This window comes from Pantoea sp. PA1, from assembly GCF_056856975.1.
In genome coordinates, this window is sequence record NZ_JBXGEE010000001.1 from 1,192,587 (window position 1) to 1,215,278 (window position 22,692).

22 protein-coding genes are annotated in these 22,692 nt (G+C 58.8%); 8 read left to right on the forward strand and 14 right to left on the reverse strand.

The features are described from left to right. Positions 1–42 precede the first annotated feature (42 nt). Together bhsA (AC1V0D_RS05850) and bhsA (AC1V0D_RS05855) are read right to left on the reverse strand one after the other, a co-directional pair. Positions 43–300, reverse strand: a complete 258-nt coding sequence (gene bhsA / locus AC1V0D_RS05850; RefSeq protein WP_046101861.1) for a multiple stress resistance protein BhsA — start codon at positions 298–300, stop codon at positions 43–45. A 35-nt stretch (positions 301–335) separates the two neighbouring features. Then, a complete protein-coding gene (gene bhsA / locus AC1V0D_RS05855; protein ID WP_482907107.1) occupies positions 336–593 on the reverse strand; it encodes a multiple stress resistance protein BhsA in 258 nt (85 codons plus the stop codon). 308 nt (positions 594–901) lie between these two features. On the opposite strand from bhsA (AC1V0D_RS05855), the gene AC1V0D_RS05860 reads away from it, so the two are divergent. Next, positions 902–1,552, forward strand: a complete 651-nt coding sequence (locus tag AC1V0D_RS05860) for a TetR/AcrR family transcriptional regulator (RefSeq protein ID WP_009090124.1) — start codon at positions 902–904, stop codon at positions 1,550–1,552. Between the two features lie 33 nt (positions 1,553–1,585). On the opposite strand, the gene rhaM is transcribed toward AC1V0D_RS05860, so the two are convergent. From rhaM to rhaB, 4 genes are read right to left on the reverse strand one after another with little or no spacing between them, the layout of a single operon-like run. Next, complete coding sequence (gene rhaM, locus AC1V0D_RS05865; protein WP_058957921.1) at positions 1,586–1,900, reverse strand: L-rhamnose mutarotase; 315 nt, start codon at positions 1,898–1,900, stop codon at positions 1,586–1,588. Next, positions 1,890–2,732 carry a rhamnulose-1-phosphate aldolase gene (gene rhaD, locus AC1V0D_RS05870; RefSeq protein ID WP_482907108.1) on the reverse strand — a complete coding sequence of 281 codons (843 nt, stop codon included), beginning with the start codon at positions 2,730–2,732 and terminating at the stop codon, positions 1,890–1,892. The genes rhaM and rhaD overlap by 11 nt, the downstream gene beginning before the upstream one ends. An 11-nt stretch (positions 2,733–2,743) precedes the next feature. Further along, positions 2,744–4,000 carry an L-rhamnose isomerase gene (locus AC1V0D_RS05875; protein ID WP_426606842.1) on the reverse strand — a complete coding sequence of 419 codons (1,257 nt, stop codon included), beginning with the start codon at positions 3,998–4,000 and terminating at the stop codon, positions 2,744–2,746. Next, positions 3,993–5,465 carry a rhamnulokinase gene (gene rhaB, locus AC1V0D_RS05880; RefSeq protein WP_482907109.1) on the reverse strand — a complete coding sequence of 491 codons (1,473 nt, stop codon included), beginning with the start codon at positions 5,463–5,465 and terminating at the stop codon, positions 3,993–3,995. Before rhaB ends, AC1V0D_RS05875 begins: the two co-directional genes overlap by 8 nt. 291 nt (positions 5,466–5,756) lie before the next feature. Here rhaB and rhaS point away from each other — a divergent pair, with 291 nt between their 5' ends. Both rhaS and rhaR read left to right on the forward strand, forming a co-directional pair. Beyond that, on the forward strand, positions 5,757–6,578 hold the full coding sequence (rhaS, locus tag AC1V0D_RS05885) for an HTH-type transcriptional activator RhaS (RefSeq protein ID WP_058957918.1): 822 nt from the start codon (positions 5,757–5,759) through the stop codon (positions 6,576–6,578). Positions 6,579–6,589: 11 nt separating this feature from the next. Then, positions 6,590–7,456 carry an HTH-type transcriptional activator RhaR gene (gene rhaR, locus AC1V0D_RS05890; protein ID WP_482907110.1) on the forward strand — a complete coding sequence of 289 codons (867 nt, stop codon included), beginning with the start codon at positions 6,590–6,592 and terminating at the stop codon, positions 7,454–7,456. Between the two features lie 273 nt (positions 7,457–7,729). On the opposite strand, the gene rhaT is transcribed toward rhaR, so the two are convergent. Beyond that, complete coding sequence (rhaT, locus tag AC1V0D_RS05895) at positions 7,730–8,764, reverse strand: L-rhamnose/proton symporter RhaT (protein WP_009090114.1); 1,035 nt, start codon at positions 8,762–8,764, stop codon at positions 7,730–7,732. 359 nt (positions 8,765–9,123) lie between these two features. Here rhaT and AC1V0D_RS05900 point away from each other — a divergent pair, with 359 nt between their 5' ends. Both AC1V0D_RS05900 and AC1V0D_RS05905 read left to right on the forward strand, forming a co-directional pair. Further along, positions 9,124–9,447: a hypothetical protein gene (locus tag AC1V0D_RS05900; RefSeq protein ID WP_058957917.1), complete on the forward strand. Its 324-nt coding sequence runs from the start codon at positions 9,124–9,126 to the stop codon at positions 9,445–9,447. 41 nt (positions 9,448–9,488) lie between these two features. Continuing rightward, the gene (locus AC1V0D_RS05905) at positions 9,489–9,587 is read left to right on the forward strand and encodes a YoaK family small membrane protein (protein WP_008925225.1); all 99 of its coding nucleotides are present in this window, start codon (positions 9,489–9,491) and stop codon (positions 9,585–9,587) included. Between the two features lie 63 nt (positions 9,588–9,650). Here the strand turns inward: AC1V0D_RS05905 and AC1V0D_RS05910 are convergent, their stop codons facing one another. After that, entirely contained in the window at positions 9,651–9,917 is a 267-nt protein-coding gene (locus AC1V0D_RS05910; RefSeq protein WP_482907111.1) for a DksA/TraR family C4-type zinc finger protein, read from the reverse strand. Positions 9,918–10,114: 197 nt separating this feature from the next. Between AC1V0D_RS05910 and aldA the strand changes: the two genes are divergently transcribed. Continuing rightward, on the forward strand, positions 10,115–11,551 hold the full coding sequence (gene aldA, locus AC1V0D_RS05915; protein WP_482907112.1) for an aldehyde dehydrogenase: 1,437 nt from the start codon (positions 10,115–10,117) through the stop codon (positions 11,549–11,551). A 46-nt stretch (positions 11,552–11,597) separates the two neighbouring features. On the opposite strand, the gene AC1V0D_RS05920 is transcribed toward aldA, so the two are convergent. Beyond that, positions 11,598–13,193 carry an ABC transporter substrate-binding protein gene (locus tag AC1V0D_RS05920; RefSeq protein ID WP_482907113.1) on the reverse strand — a complete coding sequence of 532 codons (1,596 nt, stop codon included), beginning with the start codon at positions 13,191–13,193 and terminating at the stop codon, positions 11,598–11,600. 127 nt (positions 13,194–13,320) lie between these two features. Here AC1V0D_RS05920 and pepT point away from each other — a divergent pair, with 127 nt between their 5' ends. Continuing rightward, positions 13,321–14,547: a peptidase T gene (gene pepT / locus AC1V0D_RS05925; protein ID WP_046101872.1), complete on the forward strand. Its 1,227-nt coding sequence runs from the start codon at positions 13,321–13,323 to the stop codon at positions 14,545–14,547. Between the two features lie 36 nt (positions 14,548–14,583). On the opposite strand, the gene AC1V0D_RS05930 is transcribed toward pepT, so the two are convergent. Both AC1V0D_RS05930 and AC1V0D_RS05935 read right to left on the reverse strand, forming a co-directional pair. Then, on the reverse strand, positions 14,584–15,360 hold the full coding sequence (locus AC1V0D_RS05930; protein WP_154928191.1) for a transporter substrate-binding domain-containing protein: 777 nt from the start codon (positions 15,358–15,360) through the stop codon (positions 14,584–14,586). 57 nt (positions 15,361–15,417) lie between these two features. Beyond that, a complete protein-coding gene (locus tag AC1V0D_RS05935; RefSeq protein ID WP_267369302.1) occupies positions 15,418–16,584 on the reverse strand; it encodes a methionine aminotransferase in 1,167 nt (388 codons plus the stop codon). Between the two features lie 125 nt (positions 16,585–16,709). Between AC1V0D_RS05935 and AC1V0D_RS05940 the strand changes: the two genes are divergently transcribed. After that, entirely contained in the window at positions 16,710–17,591 is an 882-nt protein-coding gene (locus tag AC1V0D_RS05940) for a LysR substrate-binding domain-containing protein (RefSeq protein WP_111207617.1), read from the forward strand. Here the strand turns inward: AC1V0D_RS05940 and AC1V0D_RS05945 are convergent. From AC1V0D_RS05945 to hglS, 3 genes are all read right to left on the reverse strand, one after another. After that, positions 17,549–19,213, reverse strand: a complete 1,665-nt coding sequence (locus AC1V0D_RS05945) for a methyl-accepting chemotaxis protein (protein ID WP_482907114.1) — start codon at positions 19,211–19,213, stop codon at positions 17,549–17,551. The genes AC1V0D_RS05940 and AC1V0D_RS05945 overlap by 43 nt on opposite strands. 217 nt (positions 19,214–19,430) lie before the next feature. Further along, positions 19,431–20,951: a carboxylesterase/lipase family protein gene (locus tag AC1V0D_RS05950; protein WP_009090097.1), complete on the reverse strand. Its 1,521-nt coding sequence runs from the start codon at positions 20,949–20,951 to the stop codon at positions 19,431–19,433. Positions 20,952–21,314: 363 nt separating this feature from the next. After that, positions 21,315–22,658: a 2-oxoadipate dioxygenase/decarboxylase HglS gene (hglS, locus tag AC1V0D_RS05955; RefSeq protein WP_140925436.1), complete on the reverse strand. Its 1,344-nt coding sequence runs from the start codon at positions 22,656–22,658 to the stop codon at positions 21,315–21,317. Positions 22,659–22,692 lie beyond the last annotated feature (34 nt).

Sequence of the window (22,692 nt, forward strand, 5' to 3'; positions counted from 1 at the left end):
AAAAAGGCTTCAGATAATCAGGTTATCTGAAGCCTGTTTCTCTTATTTATAGAGAATGGCGGTGCCATGCAGGTTGTTGCTGCCAGAGGTCGAAGTGATGCGGAAAGACTTTGCTCCGGCATCGCTGGCCTTTTCTGACAGTTGCTGCTCAAGCGAGGTCAGATTGCTGCTGCCCGTCGCGCTGATGACGCCCACGCGTTGCTGATCCAGTGGCGTGCTGCTCACCTGCTGCGCCGCCACGCTGGTGAACGAGAGGCCACTGAGCAGGGCCGCCGCCACTATCATACTGATACGTTTCATAACGAACCCCTTCTTCATATCTGCCGGATGCCAGGTTACTGATAAATCACAGCCGTGCCGTGCAGTTTGTTCTGACCGCTGGTTGAGGTGATGCGGAATGATTTCGCACCGGCTTCATCCGCTTTGGCCTTGAGCTGCGCTTCGACTGAACTCAGGTTGGTGCCGCCCAGCACAGAGATGGTGCCGACAGGCTGCTGATTAGCCGGTTCGCTGGTAACCAGGTCAGCGGCAGACGCGCCAAAAGTCAGTGTGGTGAGTGCCAGAACAGCCAGGGTAGTTTTGATGGTTTTCATAATCTTCTCTCTTTTCAGTGATCGTGTTCAGTGGGTCTGAAATCGGTTGTCGCTATTTAATTAACGACCGTTAAATAAATGATAGACCCCGATCAGGCTGGCCGTCAATATTTATTTAATGAGCGTTATTTTAATCGCGAAGTGGCGTGATTATGGGCTTCAGCCCCTTTTCTGACTTAACCATAGGGGCGATAAAACCGGGCTGGCGCACAAAATGGCAACCCCGGAGGATGGCCTGCCTCTCTGCCCTTGCACATTTTTATAATGATCGGTAATTTAATAGAGTGTTCCCCAGTCAGAGAGGATGTATGAGTCAGGTTCAGGATTGCGATACCCGGAAATGTCGTGGCCGTCCCAAAGTGTTCGATCGTGAAGCCGCTCTCGATAAGGCACTGACCCTGTTCTGGACCCACGGGTACGAAGGCACCTCGCTCGCCGATCTGGTGGCCGCTACCGGTGCTAAAGCGCCGACGCTCTATGCGGAGTTCGTCAATAAAGAGGGATTGTTCCGCGCCGCGATGGAGCGCTATGTTGAGAAATTCAGCGCCTGGCGTGACGCGGCACTGGGCGATGATAAGCTGGCGGTCTCTGAGGCGGTTGAGGCCTATTTCCGCGCTACCGCGGCCTGCTTTACCGAACGCGATTCGCCCGGCGGCTGCTTCTTTATCTGCACCTCAAGCGCCCTGTCGGCGGCTTCCGCGGATATTGCGGCCATGCTGCAAGAGCAGCATCAGTCACAGGAGCAGGTTTTAAAGGATTTCCTCTGCTCGCGTCAGCAGCGTGGTGAACTGGGAGAGTCAGTGGACATTGCTGCGCTGTCACGCTATCTGAGCTGTCTGCTTCAGGGCATGTCGGTGCGGGCGCGGGAAGGTGCGGAGCGCGCAGACCTGGAGAGTATTATTGATACGCTGATGGCGATGTGGCCCACCCTGACAGGACTCTGTCAGGCTCAGCGGTAAGATTCAGGGCGGGATTCCCGCCCTGTTGCACGTTCAGCTGAGAAAGAAGACCGGCCGGAGCGGCTGACTGACGGGACTGTTGTCCGCATGAGAGGGCATCAGATCCTTCATGGAGGCCCACCAGCGCTGACAGACCGCCGTTTGCGCCACTGCGTTCCAGCGCGCTTCCGATTCAATCTCCACGCTGGCAAAGAGCAGATGCCGCTCCTCATCCAGCCAGATGGCATAATTACGGGCACCATGTGCTTTCAGCGTTTCAGCCAGTTCGGGCCAGATGGGTGAGTGACGACGCTCATACTCCGCATGACAATCCGGATTGACCTGCATCACAAAGGCTTTACGCAACATGGGCAGGCCCCGCATCCAGTGCTGGTTGCCAGGGCGTGACACCAAAACGTTTACCCAGCGCGACCAGCTGTTCTGTGGTGATGCTCTGACGTATCCCGCCCATCGACAGCACCTTAACCATCACTTCAGATGATTTCTCGGCGGTGTCAATCAGCCCAAACGTCTCATCGAGCGTCGGGCCGGTGCCAAAGACGCCGTGGAACGGCCACATCACCAGCGTGTGCGACTGCATCTGCGCCGCCGTCGCGGCGCCGATCTCATCGGTGCCGGGCACCATCCAGGGCAACACGCCCACGCCATCCGGGAAGACCACCAGACACTCGGTGCTCCCCTCCCACAGCAGGCGGGTAAAGCGCGCCGACTCCATCTCAACCACATAACTCAGGGCCATAAAGTGGGTGGCATGACAGTGCATAATCACCCGATCTCTGCCGCCGCTGACTGCCTTGCGCACCGCATGCGACTGAAAATGTGACGCCAGCTCGGAGGTCGGCAGCCCGCCATTGACCAGCCCCCAGTGAATTTTGCAGGAGAGCCCCTGGCTGTCGACCTGCAGCAGTGCCAGGCAGTCCGCGGGGTCCAGCTGAACGTTGCGCATAAATTTTCCCGACCCGGTCACCAGAAACCAGTCGTTTGCCAGCGCCGGGGCGGGCTGACTCAGCTCGAAACAGCGTGGCTCCTGGCAGAAATCAGCCCTGTAGGGGCTCACCTCCTCCTCGCTCAGCCGCAGGCTGACGTTGCCACCATTGCGTTCATCCCATCCCTTCAGCCACATGTCGCTGGTTGCCTTAACCATTCCCTTTACAAACTCTGAAGCAAGAATGCTTTGCATAATGAAATCCCTTAACGTTGGCTCAAAATCTGCTGTTCATAATGGCGCACATCACTTAACCAGCTGGCGTCAGCCGGAACGTCATGACGCAGGCACCAGGCTTCCCACACCGCCTGCCACGGCAGTGATTTCTGCTCTTCCAGCCAGACCAGCCGCGCGGTGTAATCCCCGCCATTCTCAGCCTGACGCAGACGATCGGTCGGCTCCAGCAGGGCGCGCAGCAGCGCCTTCTGGGTGTTGCGGGTGCCGATAACCCAGGCCGCAATCCGGTTGATCGACGCGTCAAAGAAATCGAGGCCGATATGCACTTTGTCGAACAGCCGGTGACGGACGATCTCACTGGCAATAGCCTGCGTTTCATCATCCAGCAGCACCACATGATCGCTGTCCCAGCGCACCGGACGGCTGACGTGCAGCAGCAGGCGCGGCACATAGAGCATGGCGGCGGAGATCTTGTCGGAGATCACCTCGGTAGGATGGAAATGGCCCGCATCCAGGGTCAGTGCCGTCTGACGGCTGGCGGCGTAGCCCAGATAAAACTCATTTGATCCTACGGTGTAGCTCTCTGCGCCGATACCGAACAGCTTGCTCTCTACCGCATCGATGTGATGCTGCGGGTTGAGTTTTTCCGCAATGACCTCATCCAGGGCGCTCATCAGACGCTGACGCGGCGCCAGCCGATCGACGGTGATATCCTTCATGCCGTCCGGTACCCAGATGTTCATCACTGAAGGCGTGCCCAGCTGCTCACCAAAGTGGGCTGAGATGCGGCGACTGGCTTTGCAGTGGTCGATCCAGAACTGGCGCACGGTTTGATCGCTGTGCGACAGCGTAAACCCGTCAGCACTGAGCGGATGTGAGAAGCAGCTGGGGTTAAAATCGAGCCCCACGCCCCGCTCCCTGGCCCATTCGACCCAGCGCGCGAAATGCGCCGGCTCAATAGCGTCCCGTTCAACCGGCCTGTCGCTCTCCAGATAGAGTGCATGCAGGTTCAGGCGCTTGAGGCCGGGGATCAGCGACATCGCCTTATCGATATCACCGCGCAGTTCGCTGGCGTTGCGTGCACGTCCCGGATAGTTGCCGGTCGCCTGAATACCGCCGGTGAGGGCGGCCTGCGGGTTTTCAAATCCCCGCACATCGTCGCCCTGCCAGCAGTGCATGGAAACCGGGATCGTGTCGAGCTGGCGAATAGCCTGTTCAGCATCAACCCCAATATCGGCATAGCGTTGTTTAGCCAGTTCAAAGGCCTGTTCTGTCTGCTTAGTCATAAGCGGGTTCCTCTGCGGGTTGACTCAGCGTCGCGAAGCGGGCCTGACTGGCCGCGAAGACGTCTGAAATGTGTGGTTCGAATGTTTCGAGGGGGAAGGTGTTCATCACGCAGTTGCGGAAATCGGCGACATCCGTCAGTTCGCCGAGGGCAATCAGCTGGCAACCGACGTTACCCAGCGTGGAGGCCTCGACCGGCCCGGCCAGCACCGGAATCTCACAGGCATCCGCACAGAGCTGATTCAGAAAACGATTCTGGCTGCCACCGCCGACCACATGCAGCCGGGTGAAAGGCTTCCCGCGCAGCGCCGCGAGTTCGCTGATGACCTGACGGTAGAGCAGCGCCAGGCTGTCAAAAATGCAGCGGGCCAGCGCAGCGGCGGATTGCGGCACGGGCATGTCCTGCTCTGCGCAGGCTTTCTGAATCTCGCTGACCATGTTGTCAGGATTGATAAAGCGCGGATCGTTGGGGTTAATCAGCGAAAGACAGGCGGGCTGACGGGCGGTCTCAGCGATCAGCGCACAGAGGTCGTCAATCTGCCATTCAGCACAGAGACGCTGCAGCAGCCATAAACCCATGATATTTTTCAGGACGCGATAGCCTTCAGCGCCGCCTTCGTTGGTAATATTGGCGCGCAGTGCCGCCTCGCTCGCATAGGGTTGCAGGCTTTCAAAGCCCATCAGCGACCAGGTGCCGGAGCTGAGATAGGCGGCATCCTCCTGCAGCAGCGGCGTGGCCAGCACTGCGCTGGCGGTGTCGTGGGTGGCCACCGCAATAACCGGCACCGCCTCGCCCCGCTGACTCCGCCAGTGTCCCACTGTGTTGCCCGGCGCCTGCGGCTGACCGAACCAGCCTGCCTCAATCCCCGCCCAGCCAATTAAATCGCGATCCCACTCGCCGCTGTGAATATTGAGCATCTGGGTGGTGGTGGCGTTGGTGTACTCCCAGTTGAGGTTGCCGGTCAGGCGGAAGTGCAGGTAATCCGGGATCATCAGCGCATGTGCCACACGCGCCTGCCAGTCAGGCTGCTGCTGATGCAGGGCGCGCATCTGATAGAGCGTATTGAAAGGCAGAAACTGAATGCCGGTTTTTGCATAGATGGCGCTGTGGCCCAGCTCCTGCTGCGCCTGCGCCATCAGGCCGTGGGTGCGTGCATCACGATAGCTGATCGCTTCACCCACCGGCTCACCCTGCGCATCCAGCAGCACCATATCCACGCCCCAGGTGTCGATGCCGATACTGTCTGGCACGATCCCCTCCTCAACAGCCTGCTCCAGCCCGGCACGGATCGCCTGCTCCAGCATCGCCAGATCCCAGCAGTCATAGCCGGCACGACGCAGACGCCGGTTTTCAAAACGGCGGATTTCACGCAGATCCAGCTGGCGCTGCGCGTCATCCCAGCGGGCGAGCATGACCCGGCCGCTGGATGCGCCGAGATCGATAGCAATGATATTTCGCCTGGTCATGGTGGCTTTTCCCTGTGATTAAGTGGTCACAGAGTAAAAATCGGGTCGCCTGAACACCTTCCCGGCAGTGCCAGCGGCCGGGGTGCCCTGGCAGACCTGCAAAGAATGTCGTGAGAGAGATCACAGAGGCAGCAGTGAGCACGATGTGACCCCTGCCGCAAATCTGTTAACTACCGGGGATTTCTTGAAAAATCAGCAGGATTCCTGCTGAGACGTGCTGAAAATTCAAGGTAAGGTAACGGCGTCCTGATTAGACTGCGTTGCAGTTTTGTTAATCAGAGAGGGACGATCATGACTCTGTTGCACAGTGCGGATTTTTTTCCTGACGGCAATTACGCGATTGCGATTGAACCCCGCATCCCCCAGGCCCCCTTTCCGGAGCATCATCATGATTTTCATGAAATCGTTCTGGTTGAGCACGGCGCCGGGATTCATGTGTTCAATGGTCAGCCACAAACGCTCTGCGCCGGCTGTGTCTGCTTTATCCGCGATCACGATCGTCATCTTTATGAACAGACGGATAACCTCTGCCTGACCAATGTGCTCTATCGCAGCCCCGGCGCGTTCCGTTTTCTCTCCGGATTGCAGGCGCTGCTGCCGTGCGAACGGGATGGGGATTATCCTTCTCACTGGCGCATCAATCAGAAGGTGATGGCGCAGGCCCTGAGTGTGGCAGCGCAGATGCAGCAGCACGAGGCCTGGTCACTGGACAGGCAGGCGCGGCAGGAGCAGCTCTTTTTACAGCTGCTGGTGCTGTTACGTGAAGCCTGTCGTGATGGCGGTCGTCAGGATCAGGAGGCGCGTCTGCATCGCCTGCTGGACTGGCTGGCGGATCATTACAGTGATGAGATTGTCTGGGATGAACTGGCCGACCGTTTCTCTCTGTCGCTGCGCACGCTGCACCGACAGATGAAGCAGCAGACCGGCAGTACGCCGCAGCGTTATCTGAACCGTCTGCGTCTGTTACAGGCGCGTCACCTGCTGCGTCACAGCGATCTGCGCATTACCGATATCGCCTTCCAGTGTGGATTTGGAGACAGCAACCATTTCTCTACCCTGTTCAGGCGCGAATTTGGCTGCGCCCCGCGAGCGGAGCGCCAGCAGATGAGGTAAAGGAGCCGACTATGGCGTTGATACTCAGTCGTGATGACTATTTTCCCGCCCCCAGTTTACCGGTGGCGGTTGCCGAAAGGATGCCACAGCCCTCTTTTCCGCCGCACCGACACGAGTTCAGCGAAATCGTCATCGTCTGGCGCGGTAATGGCCTGCACGTCCTCAACGATCGCCCCTGGCTCATCACCTGCGGCGACCTCTTTTTTATCCGCGACAGCGACTGCCATAGTTACGACAGCGTTAACGACCTGGTGCTGGATAACATCCTCTACTGCCGCGACCGTTTTGGTCTGGCGCTTGACTGGGATAGCCTGCTGCCGCCACAGGGCCCCGAAGCCCCTGGCTGCTGGCGTCTGACCACGCGCGGTATGGGGCTGGCGCGCGGTGTGATCAGCCAGCTGGAGCGTGAAAGTCGCAAGAGCGATCCCCTGTCGGTTCAGCTCTCTGAAGCCCTGTTTCTGCAGCTGGTGCTGATTCTGCGGCGCCACGGTTACGCCGCCGATCGCCCCTGGGTTCTGCCGGAGGGGGAACAGCTCGATCTGCTGATGTCAGCGTTGCAGGGGGCGATTTCCCGGCCGTTTGATCTGGCTGCGTTCTGCCAGCAAAACCAGCTGAGCGAACGGGCGCTGAAACAGCTTTTCCGTCAGCAGACCGGGATGACCATCGGCCATTACCTGCGTCAGTTACAGCTCTGTCAGGCAAAATATCTGCTGCGAACGCAGGCGTGGCTGATTAGCGAAGTGGCGGCCCGCTGCGGCTTCGATGACAGTAACTATTTTTCCGTGGTTTTCACCCGTGAAACCGGCCTCACGCCCAGTGCCTGGCGTCAGCGATTTCTCCCCTCCGGGCCAGCGCTGAAAAGCGCTGAACCGGAATAACACGGCTCTGCAGAGCGGGCTCGTAAAGATCTGTTCCGTATCGCTGTGAGGGGGAGCCAGTACAGGGAACAGGGTCAGATCGGAAAGTCGCTTAAGCCATCCATGGCCGCTCGGCCCGCGCCGTCCCTGGCGCGGGACGCTTTCCTCCTCTGCCCCTGTTCCCTGTACCCTGAATTTGTGCGTCGCGGCCTGATCCGCCCGGTCAGATGGAAACCTGATGATTGGGCCTGTCAGACAGGCCCGTTCTCCTCCGCGCCGCAGGATGCCTGCGGCTTACGCTGCCATACCCAGCCCAACGATGTTTGCCGCGATGATAATGACCACGCAGCCAATCGATAACACACTGACCGGGCGGCGGCCCGCTGACTTCCACTCTTTCAACAGCAGGCCTACCAGTCCCCCGCACAGCACATACAGGCTCATGTGCAGCATCCAGCTGACATAGTCATACTGCGGCGGGATTCGGGCATGGCCCCAGGCGTAAAAGAAAAACTGCAGATACCACATGGTGCCGCCAAGCACGGCGAACGCGGTATTAGCAATAAGCAGCGGCCTGGCGACGGAAAAGTCCCTGCGAACTGACAGATCGGGTCGGGTAGCCAGCCGCCAGAAGCAGAAGCCCAGGTTCACCAGCGCCCCGCCGCCCATGATGATCACATAGCTGGGTAACGCTACATAGAGCGGGTCGATCCCCAGATTCGCGGCGGCCTGATGCATCGGCTTCGCGGCATCCATCGCAAAGGACATCCCCGCCGAGAAGATGCCGCACATCACCGCCAGCAGCAGACCCTTCCTGAGATTAAACTCTTCGGCGTTGATTCCCAGCGCCCGCTCCTTCAGCAATCCGGCACGCGACACAATCCCGACGCCAGCCAGGGCCACCAGCACGCCCAGTAAGGTCAGCCGCCCTCCCGCAGAGGCAAATAACTCGCCAAAGCGCCCCTGCAGCAGCGGCGTCATCAGCGTGCCGACCACCAGCGTAATACCAATCGCGATGCCGATGCCCATCGACATGCCGAGATAGCGCATGGTCAGTCCGTAGTTGATATTACCGATGCCCCACATCGCGCCGAAGAGAAACACGGGTGTCAGCTGCGACAGCGTGAAGCTGCTGTAATAAGCCCGGAAGTCGGGCAGCAGAATGGCACTGACCGCCCACGGCAGGATCAGCCAGGAGATCAGGCCCCCCACCGACCACATGGTTTCCCAGGACCATCGTTTTACCTGCTTAAACGGCGCGTAGAAACACGCGGCGCTGGCAGCGCCGACAAAATGCCAGAAAATCCCCGCAATAATGGCACTGTTCATTGTTATTCCCCGGTTTGGTTGAGGTCTGTCGGAAAGCACTCAGCTTCCGCTCAGCAGGCAGTCTACGGTTTGCATCGATTCCTCAGCCTTTGGATGAATGCCGGAAGCCCGCGCGGAGTGGCAATATTGACCCGATGCTGCTGTCAGGGATCACAATTCTGCAGTTGTCAGAGGCCGGGCTGCCTGAACAGGTAAGTGCCTTATAATTCACTGTTTTTCCCCTTTCTGCTGTGTGGCGCAGCACAATTCCCGCGTCACTGCCATGCACGCCACCCGCGTGGCAGAGGCGCAAAGAAGCCTTTCATTCCCACCTGTAAGGTCGTATACACTGGGGAAAATTGATCGGTTCAGGGTTCAGGATGACGACTAAGTGGTTAACACTGTTTCTTTCGCAGGCAGTCAGCCGGGTGATGCTGGATGATATCCGCGCGATAGTGCCTGCTGAGGCGCTAAAGGTGTTTGTGAATGGCATGGATGAAGCCCACTACGCCACCATCGAATGTATACAGGCGGAGCAGCACTGCGCGCTGATCGCCTCCGCGATTGTGGTCTGGCGTCAGCTGGGGCATATCGAGCATATTCTGTATAAGAAGGGAGAGGTGTTAAGGGAGGAGACGGAGGCCACGCAGTTTCAGCTCTTTACGCTGCTGAAAACCCATCGCGCAGTGCTGCAGATCTCATGATAAGATTGCGCCCCCATAGTGCTGTTTGCAGCAGGTAGAGTATGAGAATTGGCATCCTGTTTCCGATCGCCATCATTGTGGCAGGCGTCGGCTTTCTGGCGTGGTTTATCGGCAGCGGTCTGGCCATGCCAGGCTCGTAACGGCTAAGGCAGCAGCGTGACGCGCGCTGCCCGTCCCCCGGCGTGGCCGACTGCGGGTCAAGGCTAGCGCAGCTGACTGTCTTTACTGCCCCGACGGTTATATAAACTGCGGGTCTGCTGCTGTTTATCGATTTTTTCCTGACAGGCTAAGCAGTAGCGTACCCCTTTCAGCGCCTGGCGGCGGGCTTCAGGAATCGGCTCGCCACAGAGTTCACATTCGGTCGCGCTTTCGCCATGACCCAGCGACTGCCTCACCCGCTCGATGCCATCATTGACGGTGCTGTCAATCTGCTCCTGTACTGCGCCTTCTGACGCCCATCCGTTAGCCATGATACACCCCCTTTTTTCATTACGTTGCTTCTATAAATCTACAACATATTGACGTTTTTGCCGCAGAGCAGCGCACTATCTGTCACTGGCTGCCAGCCAGACGCCGACACTGGCACTCAGCATAAGGTCACCCGCCCGCATCTGCTTCACCCTGCAATCACATTACTGCAACGTGTCGATAGCGGAGAGTTAAGTAAATGACAACACATCATCAACATTACATAAATGGCCAGTTTGTCGGTTCGCAGGGTGACCAGTGGATTGAGGTGATCAACCCGGCCACCGAGGCGTTGCTGTCACGCATCCCGCAGGGAAGTCGTGAGGACGCCCGTCTTGCCATCCGCGCGGCAGAAGCCGCTCAGCCGGACTGGGAGGCGCTGCCTGCGGTAGAGCGTGGTCTCTGGCTGCATAAAATCGCCTTGGCCATCCGTGAGCGCGAACCGGAGCTGACGGCCACGATTGTGGCCGAAGGCGGAAAAACGCAGGGACTGGCGAAGACCGAAGTGCTGTTTACCGCCGACTATCTCGATTACATGGCGGAGTGGGCGCGGCGTTATGAAGGCGAAATCATCAACAGCGACCGACCCGGTGAGCATATCTTCCTGTTCAGAAAGGCGATTGGGGTGACAACCGGGATACTGCCGTGGAATTTCCCCTTCTTCCTGATCGCCCGTAAAGCCGCACCTGCCCTGATCACCGGCAACACCATCGTCATTAAACCCAGTGAGCTGACGCCAAACAATGCGGCGATCTTCGCCGATATTCTGCAGCAGACAGGCCTGCCCGCTGGGGTGATCAATATCGTCTATGGTTTCGGGCAGGACGTGGGCCAGGAGCTGGCGGCAAACCCGAAAGTCGGGCTGGTCAGCCTGACGGGTAGCGTCGGTGCAGGCATCGCCACCATGCAGGCCGCAGCACAGAACGTCACCAGCGTCTCCCTGGAGCTGGGCGGTAAGGCCCCGGCGATTGTCATGGCGGATGCTGACCTGGAGCTGGCCGTGCGCGCCATCGTCGCTTCGCGAATGATAAACAGCGGCCAGGTCTGTAACTGCGTTGAACGGCTCTATGTGCAGGAGGCGATTTATGACCGCTTTATCAACGCGCTCACGGCGGCTTTTCAGCAGGTGACCCTGGGTGACCCCGCCGAACAGAGCGATATTGATATGGGGCCGCTGATCAGCGCTGCGGCACGGGATCGCGTTGAGCACAAGGTGGCTGAGGCGGTCGCCGCAGGTGCCAGCGTGGTGCTGGGCGGCCGGCGCGCCGGCGAGAAAGGCTTTTTCTTCCAGCCCACGCTGCTGACCGGGGTTCGTCAGGAGATGCCGATTATGCAGGAGGAGATATTCGGGCCTGTGCTGCCGGTGATGAGCTTCAAAACGCTGGATGAGGCGATAGCCCTGGCAAACGACTGCCAGTATGGGCTGACCTCTTCCCTCTATACGCAGGATCTCAACACCACGCTCTACGCCCTGCGTAAGCTGAAGTTTGGCGAAACCTATGTTAACCGTGAAAATTTTGAGGCCATGCAGGGCTTTCATGCCGGATGGCGCAAATCGGGCATTGGCGGTGCCGATGGTAAACATGGTCTGGAGGCCTATCTGCAGACCCATGTCGCCTATCTGCAGGGCCATTAACAAAACGGGCCGCACAGGCGGCCCGCTTAATCTTTCTGTTCGCGACTCACTGACTGATGTCGACCGGATAGAAGATGTGTTTGCCAAAGGGATCGACCTGATAGCCGCTGACCGATTTGCGCACCGGCTCGAAGATCGTCGAGTGCGCAATCATCACCGCCGGCATCTGGTCATGCATCATCTGCTGCGCCTGCAGATAGAGCGCGGTGCGTTTGCCCTGATCCGGTTCGGCACGCGCTTCGGTAATTAACTTTTCAAATGGCTGATAGCACCATTTCGACGAGTTAGACCCGCCCTGCGCCGACGTGCAGCTGTAAAGCGGGCCAAAGAAGTTATCCGGATCGCCGGTCGCAGTGGTCCAGCCCATAAGTGCCGCCTGATGCTCGCCGCTGCGTACCCGTTTCAGGTACTCGCCCCACTCGTAGCTGACGATGCTGGCTTTGATGCCGACTTTGGCCCAGTCCGCCTGAATCATCTCCGCCATGCGGCGCGCGTTAGGGTTATAGGGGCGCTGCACCGGCATCGCCCAGAGCGCGATCTCCGTGCCCGGTTTGACACCCGCCTGCTGCAACAGGGCTTTGGCCTGCTCTGGATCGTAGTCGTAATCTTTCAGATCCTTGTCGGCGCTCCAGACGCCCGGCGGCAGGATATTTTTTGCGACCGTGCCGGTGCCTTTGAAAATCGCCTCGATGATGGCCGGTTTGTTAATGGCCATCGCCAGCGCCTGGCGCACTTTGACATTGTCGGTGGGAGCTTTAGTGGTGTTAAACGCCAGGAAGCCGGTGTTCAGCCCCGCCTTCTGTTCCAGGGTGATGTCGGGGTTAGCGCGCATCTTCTCCAGATCGGCGGGATTAGGGAACGGCATCACCTGACACTCGTTCTTCTCCAGTTTGGCATAGCGCACGGAAGCATCCGGCGTAATGCTGAACACCAGCCGATCAATCTTCGCCTTGCCCTGCCAGTAGTCAGGAAACGCCTTGTAGAGAATGCGTGAATCCTTCTGATACTGCACCAGCTCAAACGGACCGGTGCCAATCGGATTCATATCCACCTTCTCCGGCGTCCCCGCCTTCAGCATGGCATCAGCATATTCGGCTGAGTGGATCGAGGCGAAATACCAGGCGAGATCGGCCAGAAACGGCGCTTCAGGATGTGAGAGCGTAAAGCGGACGGTGTGATCGTCCACCCGGTCGATGCTTTTGATCAGGGTGGAGAGTTCCAGACTTTCAAAGTTCGAGTAGGCGCCGCCAGAGACGTTGTGGTAGGGGTTTTTCGGGTCCATCTGGCGCATAAACGAGAAAATCACATCATCGGCATTAAAGTCGCGGCTGGGTTTAAACGCCTTATTACTCTGAAACTTTACGTTCTGCCGCAGATGGAAGGTATAGACCTTGCCGTCAGGGCTGATCTCCCAGCGTTCAGCCAGACTGGGCACCAGCTCGGTGGTGCCGGGGGTGAAGTCCACCAGCCGGTTGAACACCGGCACGGCGCTGGCATCCACACTGGTCCCGGAGGTGTAGAGCTGAGGATTGAAGTTTTCTGGCGAACCTTCAGAGCAGTAAACCAGGGTTCTGGCGTTCACGCTGCCAGCCAGCGCGACGCCTGCCGTCATCAGCGCTAAGGTGGCTATCTTTGTTTTCATTATCATCCTCGCTTTGTATTGACTTCTGGTGGGCACAATATCTAAATGAATCATTCAGATGCTTCATTGATAGCACGATTCGGCACCATAGCGAACCCTGCCTGTAGCTGACTAATAAGGAATAGTGATGACAGACAAACCTGAGTCGCAGCTCACCGAACGTTTTTTCCGTTACCTCGCCGTCAGCAGCCAGAGCGATGCCAAATCCACCACCCTGCCCAGCACACCGAGCCAGCACGCCATGGCCGCGCTGCTGGCGGAGGAGCTGCGTGCGCTAGGACTGGATCAGGTGGTGGTGGATGAACATGCCACCGTGACCGCCGTGAAGCGCGGCAACCGCCCTGACGCGCCACGCATCGGCTTTATTACCCATATCGACACCGTTGATGTCGGTCTCTCGCCCGATATCCATCCGCAGATCCTCACCTGGCAGGGCGAGGATCTCTGTCTCAACGCACAGCAGGATATCTGGCTGCGCCGCGATGAACATCCGGAGATCGCGCCCTACATCGGTGAGCCGGTGATTTTCAGCGACGGCACCAGCGTGCTGGGCGCAGACAACAAAGCCGCCGTGGCTGTGGTGATGACGCTGATGGCAAACCTCAGCGGCGACCATGGCGATATCGTGGTGGCCTTTGTGCCGGATGAGGAGATCGGCCTGCGCGGGGCGAAAGCGCTGGATCTGGAAACGCGCTTTAACGTGGACTTTGCCTGGACCATAGACTGCTGTGAACTGGGCGAAGTGGTCTATGAGAACTTCAATGGCGCCGCCGCAGAAATCGTGTTTACCGGCGTGCCGGCGCATCCGATGTCGGGCAAAGGGGTGCTGGTAAATCCCCTGCTGATGGCGCACGACTATATCAGCCTGTTTGACCGCCAGCAGACCCCGGAGCATACCGAAGGACGTGAAGGCTATATCTGGTTTAACGAGATTCAGGCCAACGCCAGCCGGGCGACCCTGAAAGCCTCCATCCGCGACTTTGACCTGACCCGCTTTGCGGCACGCAAAGAGCAGTTAGAAGCGGCAGCCAGGGATATTGCGGCGCGTTATCCGACCGGTGAGGTCAGCATCACCATCAGTGATATTTACAGCAACATCAGCAATGCGCTGGGTGAGGATCGGCGGGCGATCGATTTAATCTTCACGGCTTTTGCCGCGCTGGAGATTGAACCCAAAGTGATCCCGATGCGCGGAGGAACGGACGGCGCGGCCCTCTCGGCCAAAGGCTTGCTGACGCCAAACTTCTTTACCGGCGCGCATAATTTCCATTCGCGCTTTGAGTTTCTGCCCATCTCCTCGTTTGTGAAGTCCTATCAGGTCGCGGAGAAACTTTGCCATCTGGCGGCAGAGTAAAGCGGAAAGTCGGGCGCATTTCGCGCCCGATTAAGGTCAGGGTTTCGCGCTGACATCAATGCCAGGGAAATACTTCTCCGCCAGCTTTTTAATGGTGCCATCGCTCTGCACTTGGGCAATTGCCGCATCCAGCGACTGTTTCAGCTGGGTGTCATCCTTACGCAGTCCGTAGCCGATGCCGGAACCAAGAATCGCGTCATCCTCGACCGGTTTGCCGACAAAGCCGAAACCTTTGCCCTGTGGCTTATCGAGAAAGCCGGACTGACCGGCAGCAGACATCACCAGCGTGCCGTCAAGACGCCCCGCGACCATGTCGTTGTAAACCTGGTTCTGATCCTGATAAGAGGTCACCGTCACGCCCTGCGGCTCCCAGTGCTTCTTCGCGTAGGTTTCCTGAATGGACCCCTGCAGAACCCCGATATTTTTGCCCTTCAGACCGTCAGCGGTCGGGGCCAGATTCTCGCCGGTCTTCGCCACTAACATCGTCGGAATACGGTAGATGGGCTGGGTAAAGGCGATGCTTCTGGCGCGCGCTTCAGTAATGTTCATCGCCGAGTTAATTGCGTCGAACTTCTTCGCCTGCAGCGCCGGGATCAGCGCATCAAAGCTGCTCTCAACCCAGTGGCAGGTAAATTTGCCCGCCTGACAGATTGCATTACCCAGCTCAATGTCAAAGCCTTCGAGTTCGCCCTTCGCGTTGCGGCTTTCAAACGGGGGATATTGTGACTCCACGCCGTAACGTAAATCCTGTGCCAGTGCCTGTAGCGATGTCATCATGCCCAGAGCGAGGAAAAGCGCGTTCAGTTTCTTCATTATTAGCCCCGAAAAGTATTATTTACCCGTTTCCCCGGCTTCACGCTGTCGCGTGATTCAGCAGGAAAACGCACTCAGCGCTGCTGCGCCAGCTTCCAGCGTCGCCTCGTCCTTTGCAAAAGAGAGACGAATCAGTTTGTTGTCTGTGCCATCCATATAAAACGCCGACAGCGGAATGGTCGCCACGCCGTGATCGACAATAAGACGTTTTACCATTTCACTGTCGGGTTCGTCACTGAAATGTCCGTAGCTGGCGAGCATAAAGAACGAACCGGCGCTCGGCAGCAGCCTGAAGGGCGAATCCTGCATCAGCGCAATCAGCCGGTCGCGTTTCTGCTGATAGAACGCGCTGAGCGACAGATAATGATCCGGTGTCTGCAGATAATGTGCGAAGCCCACCTGCATCGGCGTATCGGCGGCGTACATCATGAACTGATGCACTTTAACCAGTTCGCTCATCAGCGCCGCCGGGGCCAGACAGTAGCCCACCCGCCAGCCGGTCACGTGAAAGGTCTTGCCAAACGAGGAGACGATGACGCTGCGCGCAGCCAGCTCCGGATGCGTCGCCATCCCGCAGTGCGGGCGGCCATCAAACAGAATGTGCTCGTAAACCTCATCCGAGAGCACCACGATGTCTGTGTTGCGGATTAAGGCTGCCAGCTGGTTCAGATCCTCAGACGTCAGCACCTGTGCGCTGGGGTTGTGTGGCGTATTGATGATGATCATGCGGGTGCGCGGCGTAATCGCAGCCCGTAACGCCTCCCAGTCGATTGCAAAGGAAGGCACCGCCAGCTTCAGCCCGACCGGCTTTCCGCCCTGCAACCGGACGACTGGCGCATAGCTGTCGAAGGCTGGCTCAAAGAAGATCACCTCATCCCCCTGATGCACCAGCGCGGTGATCGCCATATAGATCCCCTGACTGGCGCTGCCGGTGATCAGCACTTCGCTGGCGGGATCGTATTTCGCGCCATAAAGCGCCTCGACTTTCGTGGCGAGCGCATCACGCAGGGCGGGCAGCCCCATCATGGGAGCATACTGATTGTGCCCCTCCTCCATCGCGCGGCTGACGGAGGCGACCAGCGCCGGGTCACAGGGAAAACCCGGTGCGCCCTGCGACAGGTTAATCGCCTGATGCTGCGCTGACAGCTGGCCAATCACGCTAAAAATAGTGGTGCCGACATCCGGCAGTTTTGAGTGAACAGCAACAGGCGTTGTCAGGGACATACTCTCTCCATCAGAAACATAGCCGGTCTGATCCGGTAAAAAACTATTCAACGGGCTGCGGCTTGAGTCGGCAAGCGAAATGTCGTCATAATAGCCATGACAAAAATGCATAGCTGAGGTTTATCGTGTCGCGCTCATCGCTGCCGCTTAATGCCATCCACGCTTTTCTGGTGACCGCCCGCCATCTCAACCTGACCCACGCGGCGGGTGAACTCTGTCTGACCCAGGGGGCCGTGAGCCGCAAAATTGCCGCCCTGGAGCAGTGGCTGGGGGTGACGCTGTTCGACCGTCATGCCCGCGGGCTGCGGCTGACCGCCCAGGGCAGCGCGCTGCTGCCGGAACTGCGTCAGGGATTTGAGATGATGGTGCAGGCCAGCGAGAAGGTGCGGCGCACGCAGGTCAGCATTCGGCTGAAAGCGCCGAGCTGCGCGATGCGCTGGCTGGTTCCCCGGCTGATCGCGCTGGAGCAGCAGCGTCCGGAACTGCATGTGGCGCTGACCACCACGCTGGATCACGCAGCCCGGCTGGGAAACTTTGATGCGGCGATTGTGTATGGCAAGCCACAGCCCGACGGGATCACCCTGTTCAGCGAGTCACTGACGCCGGTCATGGCGGCGGTTCAGCCCGCACCAGACGACCCGGCGGCGCTGGAGACGATGACGTTTCTGCATCCCACAGAGGACAAACGTGACTGGCAGTGCTGGCTGGAGGCGCAGCAGGTGACGCTGAAGATGCAGCGCAATCAGCATTTTTCCACCATGGATTTAGCGATCAGCGCGGCGATTCAGGGATTCGGGGTGGCGATTGCCGACAGCAATCTGGTGGAGAGTGATATCGCCAGCGGCAGGCTGATTAAGCCGTTCGCTGGCGAGGTGAAAACCGGCGCCGTTTACAGTTTACTGCAGCGGGCGCCGCAGGATGCGCCACCCTTCCTGGCGGAACTGGTGGCGTGGCTGTGCCGGGATCAGAAGGTGACCCAGTCGCCATTATCCACAGGTTTAGCCTGAGACACGCTCAGCGCCGGCGCTTTCGGCGCGGTGGGCTTGTGGCTGATGACCGTAGCAGGCTGGCTGGTGCCGGAAAGACGGAACTTCGACACCGACGCCTGGAGCGCTTCCGTCTGCAGGGCGAGCGCACTGGCCGCCGCAGAGACCTCTTCGACCAGTGAGGCGTTCTGCTGGGTCACGCTGTCCATTTCGGTCACTGCCGTGCCAACCTGAGAGATGCCCTTGCTCTGCTCTTCCGAGGCAGAGGCGATCTGTTTCATGATGGCATCCACATCCTGCACCGATTTCAGGATGTTGTTCATGGTGCCACCCGTGGTGCTGACCAGTTCGGCGCCTTTATCCACCCGCTGAACCGACTCTTCGATCAGCGTGGCGATCTCTTTGGCGGCGTTAGCACTGCGCTGAGCCAGACTCCGCACCTCTGAAGCCACCACCGCAAATCCGCGCCCCTGTTCCCCGGCACGCGCCGCTTCAACCGCGGCGTTGAGGGCCAGAATGTTGGTCTGGAAGGCGATACCGTTAATCACGTTGGTGATCTCAGCAATTTTCTTCGAGCTTCCGGAGATGCCATCCATGGTGCTGATCACTTCACTCACCAGCTGACCACCACGCTGCGCTGTCGTGGTCGCGGTCTCGGCCAGCAGGCTGGCCTGACGCGCATTGTCGGCGTTGAATTTCACGGTCGCCGTCAGTTCCTCCATGCTGGCCGCAGTCTGTTCCAGCGCGGAGGCCTGCTCTTCGGTACGGGAAGAGAGATCGTTGTTTCCGGCAGAGATCTCCGCCGCGCCACGGGAGATATTTTCCGTGCCGTTGCGAATCGCACTGACCGCTTCGCGCAGGCTGTCCTGCATGGCACCCAACAGCGGCACCAGTTTACCGACGCAGTTGCGGCCAAAATCGGTCACCGGCTGGCTCAGATCGCCCGTGGCAATGACCGCGAAGTGCGTGCGGATGCTCTCCAGCGGACGCACCAGCATCGCCACCAGATAGCGATCGGTAAACAGCAGAATCAGCAGGCCGATGATCACTGCAATGGTGATAATCGTCTTGGTAATGGAGGTGAGATGATCGACTTCCACGCGGGTGGTATCGAGTTTTTCAGCCGCACCCTGGTTAAATTTGTCGGCACTCACGCCAAAGGCGCGGCTCAGCGGCGGGGTCACGTTGTTCGCCTGCTGGCGATAGGCATCCGGCGACGCCTGACGGGCCAGCTGCAGCTGCGGGGTCACGCCTTCGTCCAGCAGTTTCTGCCAGCTCTGAATCACGCTATCCACCACCTCCGGGTTCATCGGGCCCGGTGCCAGCTGCTTAAAGCGCGCCAGTTGCTGCGTCATGCTGTCCAGCGCCTGCTGCACCGGGGCATAGGCTTCATCCGTTAATGTTTTACCGGCAGCTTTACCTTCCATAACGCGCGACAGGCGCGTCACGACGCGGAAATATTGATCGTTCCCTTTGCTCAGAACCGTCATCTGTTCAACCAGATGACGGTCAACATCGTTGCCTTCGCTCAGCGCGCCAAGCGAGTGGATGCTATAGAGCCCGACGCCGCTCCAGAGTAAGCAGAACAGTCCCAGAATGGAGAGCATCACTGCTCTGATGGTAAAATTTTTAAGCATTCCCATACCAAAATCCTATACACGTTGACCCGCGAGTGTCGGGCATAGGAGGTTTATCGGCATGGAATTGTGAAGATGTAACTGTTTTGTTACCTAATATTTTACAGCGTCCGGATGTCAGATTTCGGTTAAAAAAACGCTACATCAATCAGTTAGGATTAAAAAAGCAGATTTTTTCCATTCGCTTTATTTAATGGTTAGCGAGCTAATCATTAAATCCCCACTAAAGCCTGACCATGCGCGTCATCAGTAACCGGAAGAGGCGCAGACGGGCACGCATAAAGTTTCGCTTCAGCTTCAGGGCGTGCTGGCGGTCGTCACCAAGTGACATTGTCACGTCATTGCCGGGGTGCCACGCGGGCCAGACTACCTCACCGTCCAGCTGATGCGTATATTCCGTGGCGTCGCGGGCAAACCTGAACCAGTAGTCGCTGACCTGCGCCGCAAACGCCCTGTCCGCCTCACTGAACGGCCGGGCTTCGTTGGGATCGGGCATCTGACTCAGCGTATCCAGCACATACGGCACTTCATTACCGTGCCAGGCACCGTGGGGATAGAGGTCGCGGGCGTGCTCAGAGACATAATCAAACCAGTAGCGCCAGCCCGGCATGCCGACACGATACTGCGCCCGCATCACCAGCCACGGCATCAGGCTGAAGGCCATATCGCGCGCCACGGCCCGTCCCAGCAGTCGGTCGTCATGGATGTCATACATCCATTTAAGTGTCCGGTAGGTCAGCCGGTTTTTGTCACGCAACTGATGCAGCACGGCAGTGGCATCCACACCAAAATAGTCCAGCACGCTGGCCTCATCACTGTTGCTGCCCGCCATCAGCGGCAGACGGTGCTGTTTAGCCGCCAGGAAGGTTTTCAGCATCGGCTCAGGCAGAACGGCGTCCCCGGCAATCGGCACCGGCGGGATCGCCAGCGTCCCCTCCAGCGACCAGAAGGCATCGGCAGGCAGCGCGCGCAACTGCTCTGCGGTGACATCAGGCGGCAGGCCAAAGTGTCGTGCCACCGCCACCCCCTGCTGACGCGCCTTTTTCAGCGGGGTATCGGGCAGGCTGTAGGCGCTCTGGACAATGCCCTTGTGAAACAACCCTTCCGCCAGCGGCGAACAGCAGAGTGACAGCACGCTGCGCGCGCCGGCCGATTCACCGAACAGGGTCACATTGCGACGGTCGCCGCCAAAAGCGGGAATATTGCGCTGAACCCACTGCAGGGCGGCGATCTGGTCGAGCAGACCAAAATTGTTCACCGTGCCGGCAACAGGGTATTCCGCATCCAGCGCGGGATGAGAGAAGAAACCAAGATGGCCCAGCCGGTAGTTCAGGGTCACCACCACTGCGCCACGTGACGCCAGGGGTTTGCCGTTATAGGGGGCCAGTCCGCCTGCGCCAATGGTAAAGCCACCGCCGTGCAGCCAGACCATCACCGGCAGCGGTCGGGCTGGCTCCACATCGGGTGTCCAGACGTTAAGATAGAGGCAGTCTTCACTGAACTCGCCGGGATTGCCTCCGCCGACAGCCTCACACCAGGCCCGATTCTGCCAGCCCGAGGCACCAAACTGTGTCGCATCACGCACCTGCTGCCATGGTGTGACCGGCTGGGGTGGCCGCCAGCGTAACGCGCCCACGGGAGGGGCTGCATAAGGTATGCCTTTGAATACGAAAAGGTCATCGTCCATGCTTCCACGTAACTCCCCTTCGGCAGTCATGATCCTCAGACCTGTTTCGTTTTTCATTCCTGATTCCCTGTTTACTCGTTCCTCCATTATTTGCAGGCCCGTCTGCATTGTCCAGGTTCAGGCGGGATTTGCAGAATATGCTGAACAACGCCCGGCAGCCCTCATCATGCTCAGCAGCCACTTGCGGGAGTCAGGGGCGGTTTCCGATTAATTCTGTTTATCTTTAAAATGGCGGGAGAGTGAGGTGACCGCACAGCGCTGAGAGGTGACTGACGGTTTTCCCCGCCAGCCGGCGCGCCGGATCCCCTGATGGCATTAATCAATCGGGGTAATCACAGCGCTAAACCTGTGCAGGCCGGTAAAGCGAGGATTTGCGCTTTACCGGCATGGGTCTGCAGACAACGTGAATCTGCGCTGGATCTATGCCGGGCGTAACCCACACTGCGCCAGCGAGCGCTGCTGGCGCGCTTCGTAAAGCGCCATCTCATCCAGCACCTCACAACCCAGCGCCGCCTCAAAGGCCTGTCGGCTCGCCTGTCCCGCAGAACGCACCTGCGCCTGGTCTCCCAGGTTAGACTGAAAGATCCCCGCCGCACTGACCGGCAGAAAGTCCTCATAGACGATGGGATCGGCCACCACCCGGCCCTGGGCAATCAGGGTATCCAGGGATTCACCCTGAGCGGGCGGTGTCATCATGCCCTTTTCACTCAGGCGATAATGGAACCAGGCCAGCCCCTGCTGACGCAGCGTCGTCTCATCGTCGGGGAAGTCACGGAAAATCGCGGCCAGGTGCTGCTGATGCTGCTCGTTATCCTGACCGCTGCCCGCCTCACTCAGCAGCCGGTCGTAAAGCGCCCGGCCTTTCGGCGTCAGCGCAACGCCTCGCTGCTCAATTTCCCCGAAGCGCGCAGTGTGGGTGCCCGGATGTCCATCCTGAAAGATGATCGCTTCTTCAAGCGCCCTGAAGCTGGTCTGACGCAGCAGGATCGGCACCTGACGACGTGGCGGCCCCTCGATCAGCGTTTTCGGATCGATGCCGCGCGACGGCATCAGCTGCTGGACACGGTCGATATCCAGCGTGCGCGGCGTAAGATGGTTGATGTGGCAGCCGGGAAAGCAGACCACATCGGCGATCAGGCGATGCTGCTGATTAAGCGCCTGATAGGTCTGACTGTCGACAGGGCTGTGAGCGTGCCAGCGAAACGTTTCCAGCGCTTCGGTAACAAAGGCCTCCGCCTGGTCGGCGGTGAAGCCGCCCTGCTCCTGATGCACCCGCAGCAGCGCCCGGCAGCGGGGAGTAAAAATGTCACGCGCGGCCAGAATCGTTGTCGCCTTCTCGCGCAGCGCGGGATCGTCGATCAGTTCAGGACGCAACAGTGAGGTGAAAACCCGGAAGGGATTGCGACGTAGCGCCGCGTCATCGACCGGTCGGAACGCGGTGGAGTGAACCGGCACGCCTGCCTGAGAGAGATCGTAATAGCCCACCGGGGACATGCCCATGACCGCAAACAGCTGGCGCAGCGTGGCGAGTTCATCCGCCGTCCCGACCCGAATGGCGCCGTGACGCTCAATGTTGAGCCGGTCAATCTCATCTGCGGCCGTAAGGCGATCTTTCAGCGCACAGTCTGCGTCCAGCGTGCGTTCGTTGACGGTGGCGACCAGCTGCATCAGCGTGCCGTACTGCGGCACCTCCTGCTGATACATTGCTGACATCGCCTGAGAGAAACGGGTACGGATGCGATCCGCACTGAGAAAGTTTTCCATCTTATCCACCTGACACCGTGAGCGTTGCAGCTAA

What these genes read in the sequence shown, in the direction of transcription:
- bhsA (WP_046101861.1), bottom strand. Translation starts at nt 300, where the DNA reads ATGAAACGTATCAGTATGATAGTGGCGGCGGCCCTGCTCAGTGGCCTC.
- bhsA (WP_482907107.1), bottom strand. Translation starts at nt 593, where the DNA reads ATGAAAACCATCAAAACTACCCTGGCTGTTCTGGCACTCACCACACTG.
- AC1V0D_RS05860 (WP_009090124.1), top strand. Translation starts at nt 902, where the DNA reads ATGAGTCAGGTTCAGGATTGCGATACCCGGAAATGTCGTGGCCGTCCC.
- rhaM (WP_058957921.1), bottom strand. Translation starts at nt 1,900, where the DNA reads ATGTTGCGTAAAGCCTTTGTGATGCAGGTCAATCCGGATTGTCATGCG.
- rhaD (WP_482907108.1), bottom strand. Translation starts at nt 2,732, where the DNA reads ATGCAAAGCATTCTTGCTTCAGAGTTTGTAAAGGGAATGGTTAAGGCA.
- AC1V0D_RS05875 (WP_426606842.1), bottom strand. Translation starts at nt 4,000, where the DNA reads ATGACTAAGCAGACAGAACAGGCCTTTGAACTGGCTAAACAACGCTAT.
- rhaB (WP_482907109.1), bottom strand. Translation starts at nt 5,465, where the DNA reads ATGACCAGGCGAAATATCATTGCTATCGATCTCGGCGCATCCAGCGGC.
- rhaS (WP_058957918.1), top strand. Translation starts at nt 5,757, where the DNA reads ATGACTCTGTTGCACAGTGCGGATTTTTTTCCTGACGGCAATTACGCG.
- rhaR (WP_482907110.1), top strand. Translation starts at nt 6,590, where the DNA reads ATGGCGTTGATACTCAGTCGTGATGACTATTTTCCCGCCCCCAGTTTA.
- rhaT (WP_009090114.1), bottom strand. Translation starts at nt 8,764, where the DNA reads ATGAACAGTGCCATTATTGCGGGGATTTTCTGGCATTTTGTCGGCGCT.
- AC1V0D_RS05900 (WP_058957917.1), top strand. Translation starts at nt 9,124, where the DNA reads ATGACGACTAAGTGGTTAACACTGTTTCTTTCGCAGGCAGTCAGCCGG.
- AC1V0D_RS05905 (WP_008925225.1), top strand. Translation starts at nt 9,489, where the DNA reads ATGAGAATTGGCATCCTGTTTCCGATCGCCATCATTGTGGCAGGCGTC.
- AC1V0D_RS05910 (WP_482907111.1), bottom strand. Translation starts at nt 9,917, where the DNA reads ATGGCTAACGGATGGGCGTCAGAAGGCGCAGTACAGGAGCAGATTGAC.
- aldA (WP_482907112.1), top strand. Translation starts at nt 10,115, where the DNA reads ATGACAACACATCATCAACATTACATAAATGGCCAGTTTGTCGGTTCG.
- AC1V0D_RS05920 (WP_482907113.1), bottom strand. Translation starts at nt 13,193, where the DNA reads ATGAAAACAAAGATAGCCACCTTAGCGCTGATGACGGCAGGCGTCGCG.
- pepT (WP_046101872.1), top strand. Translation starts at nt 13,321, where the DNA reads ATGACAGACAAACCTGAGTCGCAGCTCACCGAACGTTTTTTCCGTTAC.
- AC1V0D_RS05930 (WP_154928191.1), bottom strand. Translation starts at nt 15,360, where the DNA reads ATGAAGAAACTGAACGCGCTTTTCCTCGCTCTGGGCATGATGACATCG.
- AC1V0D_RS05935 (WP_267369302.1), bottom strand. Translation starts at nt 16,584, where the DNA reads ATGTCCCTGACAACGCCTGTTGCTGTTCACTCAAAACTGCCGGATGTC.
- AC1V0D_RS05945 (WP_482907114.1), bottom strand. Translation starts at nt 19,213, where the DNA reads ATGGGAATGCTTAAAAATTTTACCATCAGAGCAGTGATGCTCTCCATT.
- AC1V0D_RS05950 (WP_009090097.1), bottom strand. Translation starts at nt 20,951, where the DNA reads ATGAAAAACGAAACAGGTCTGAGGATCATGACTGCCGAAGGGGAGTTA.
- hglS (WP_140925436.1), bottom strand. Translation starts at nt 22,658, where the DNA reads ATGGAAAACTTTCTCAGTGCGGATCGCATCCGTACCCGTTTCTCTCAG.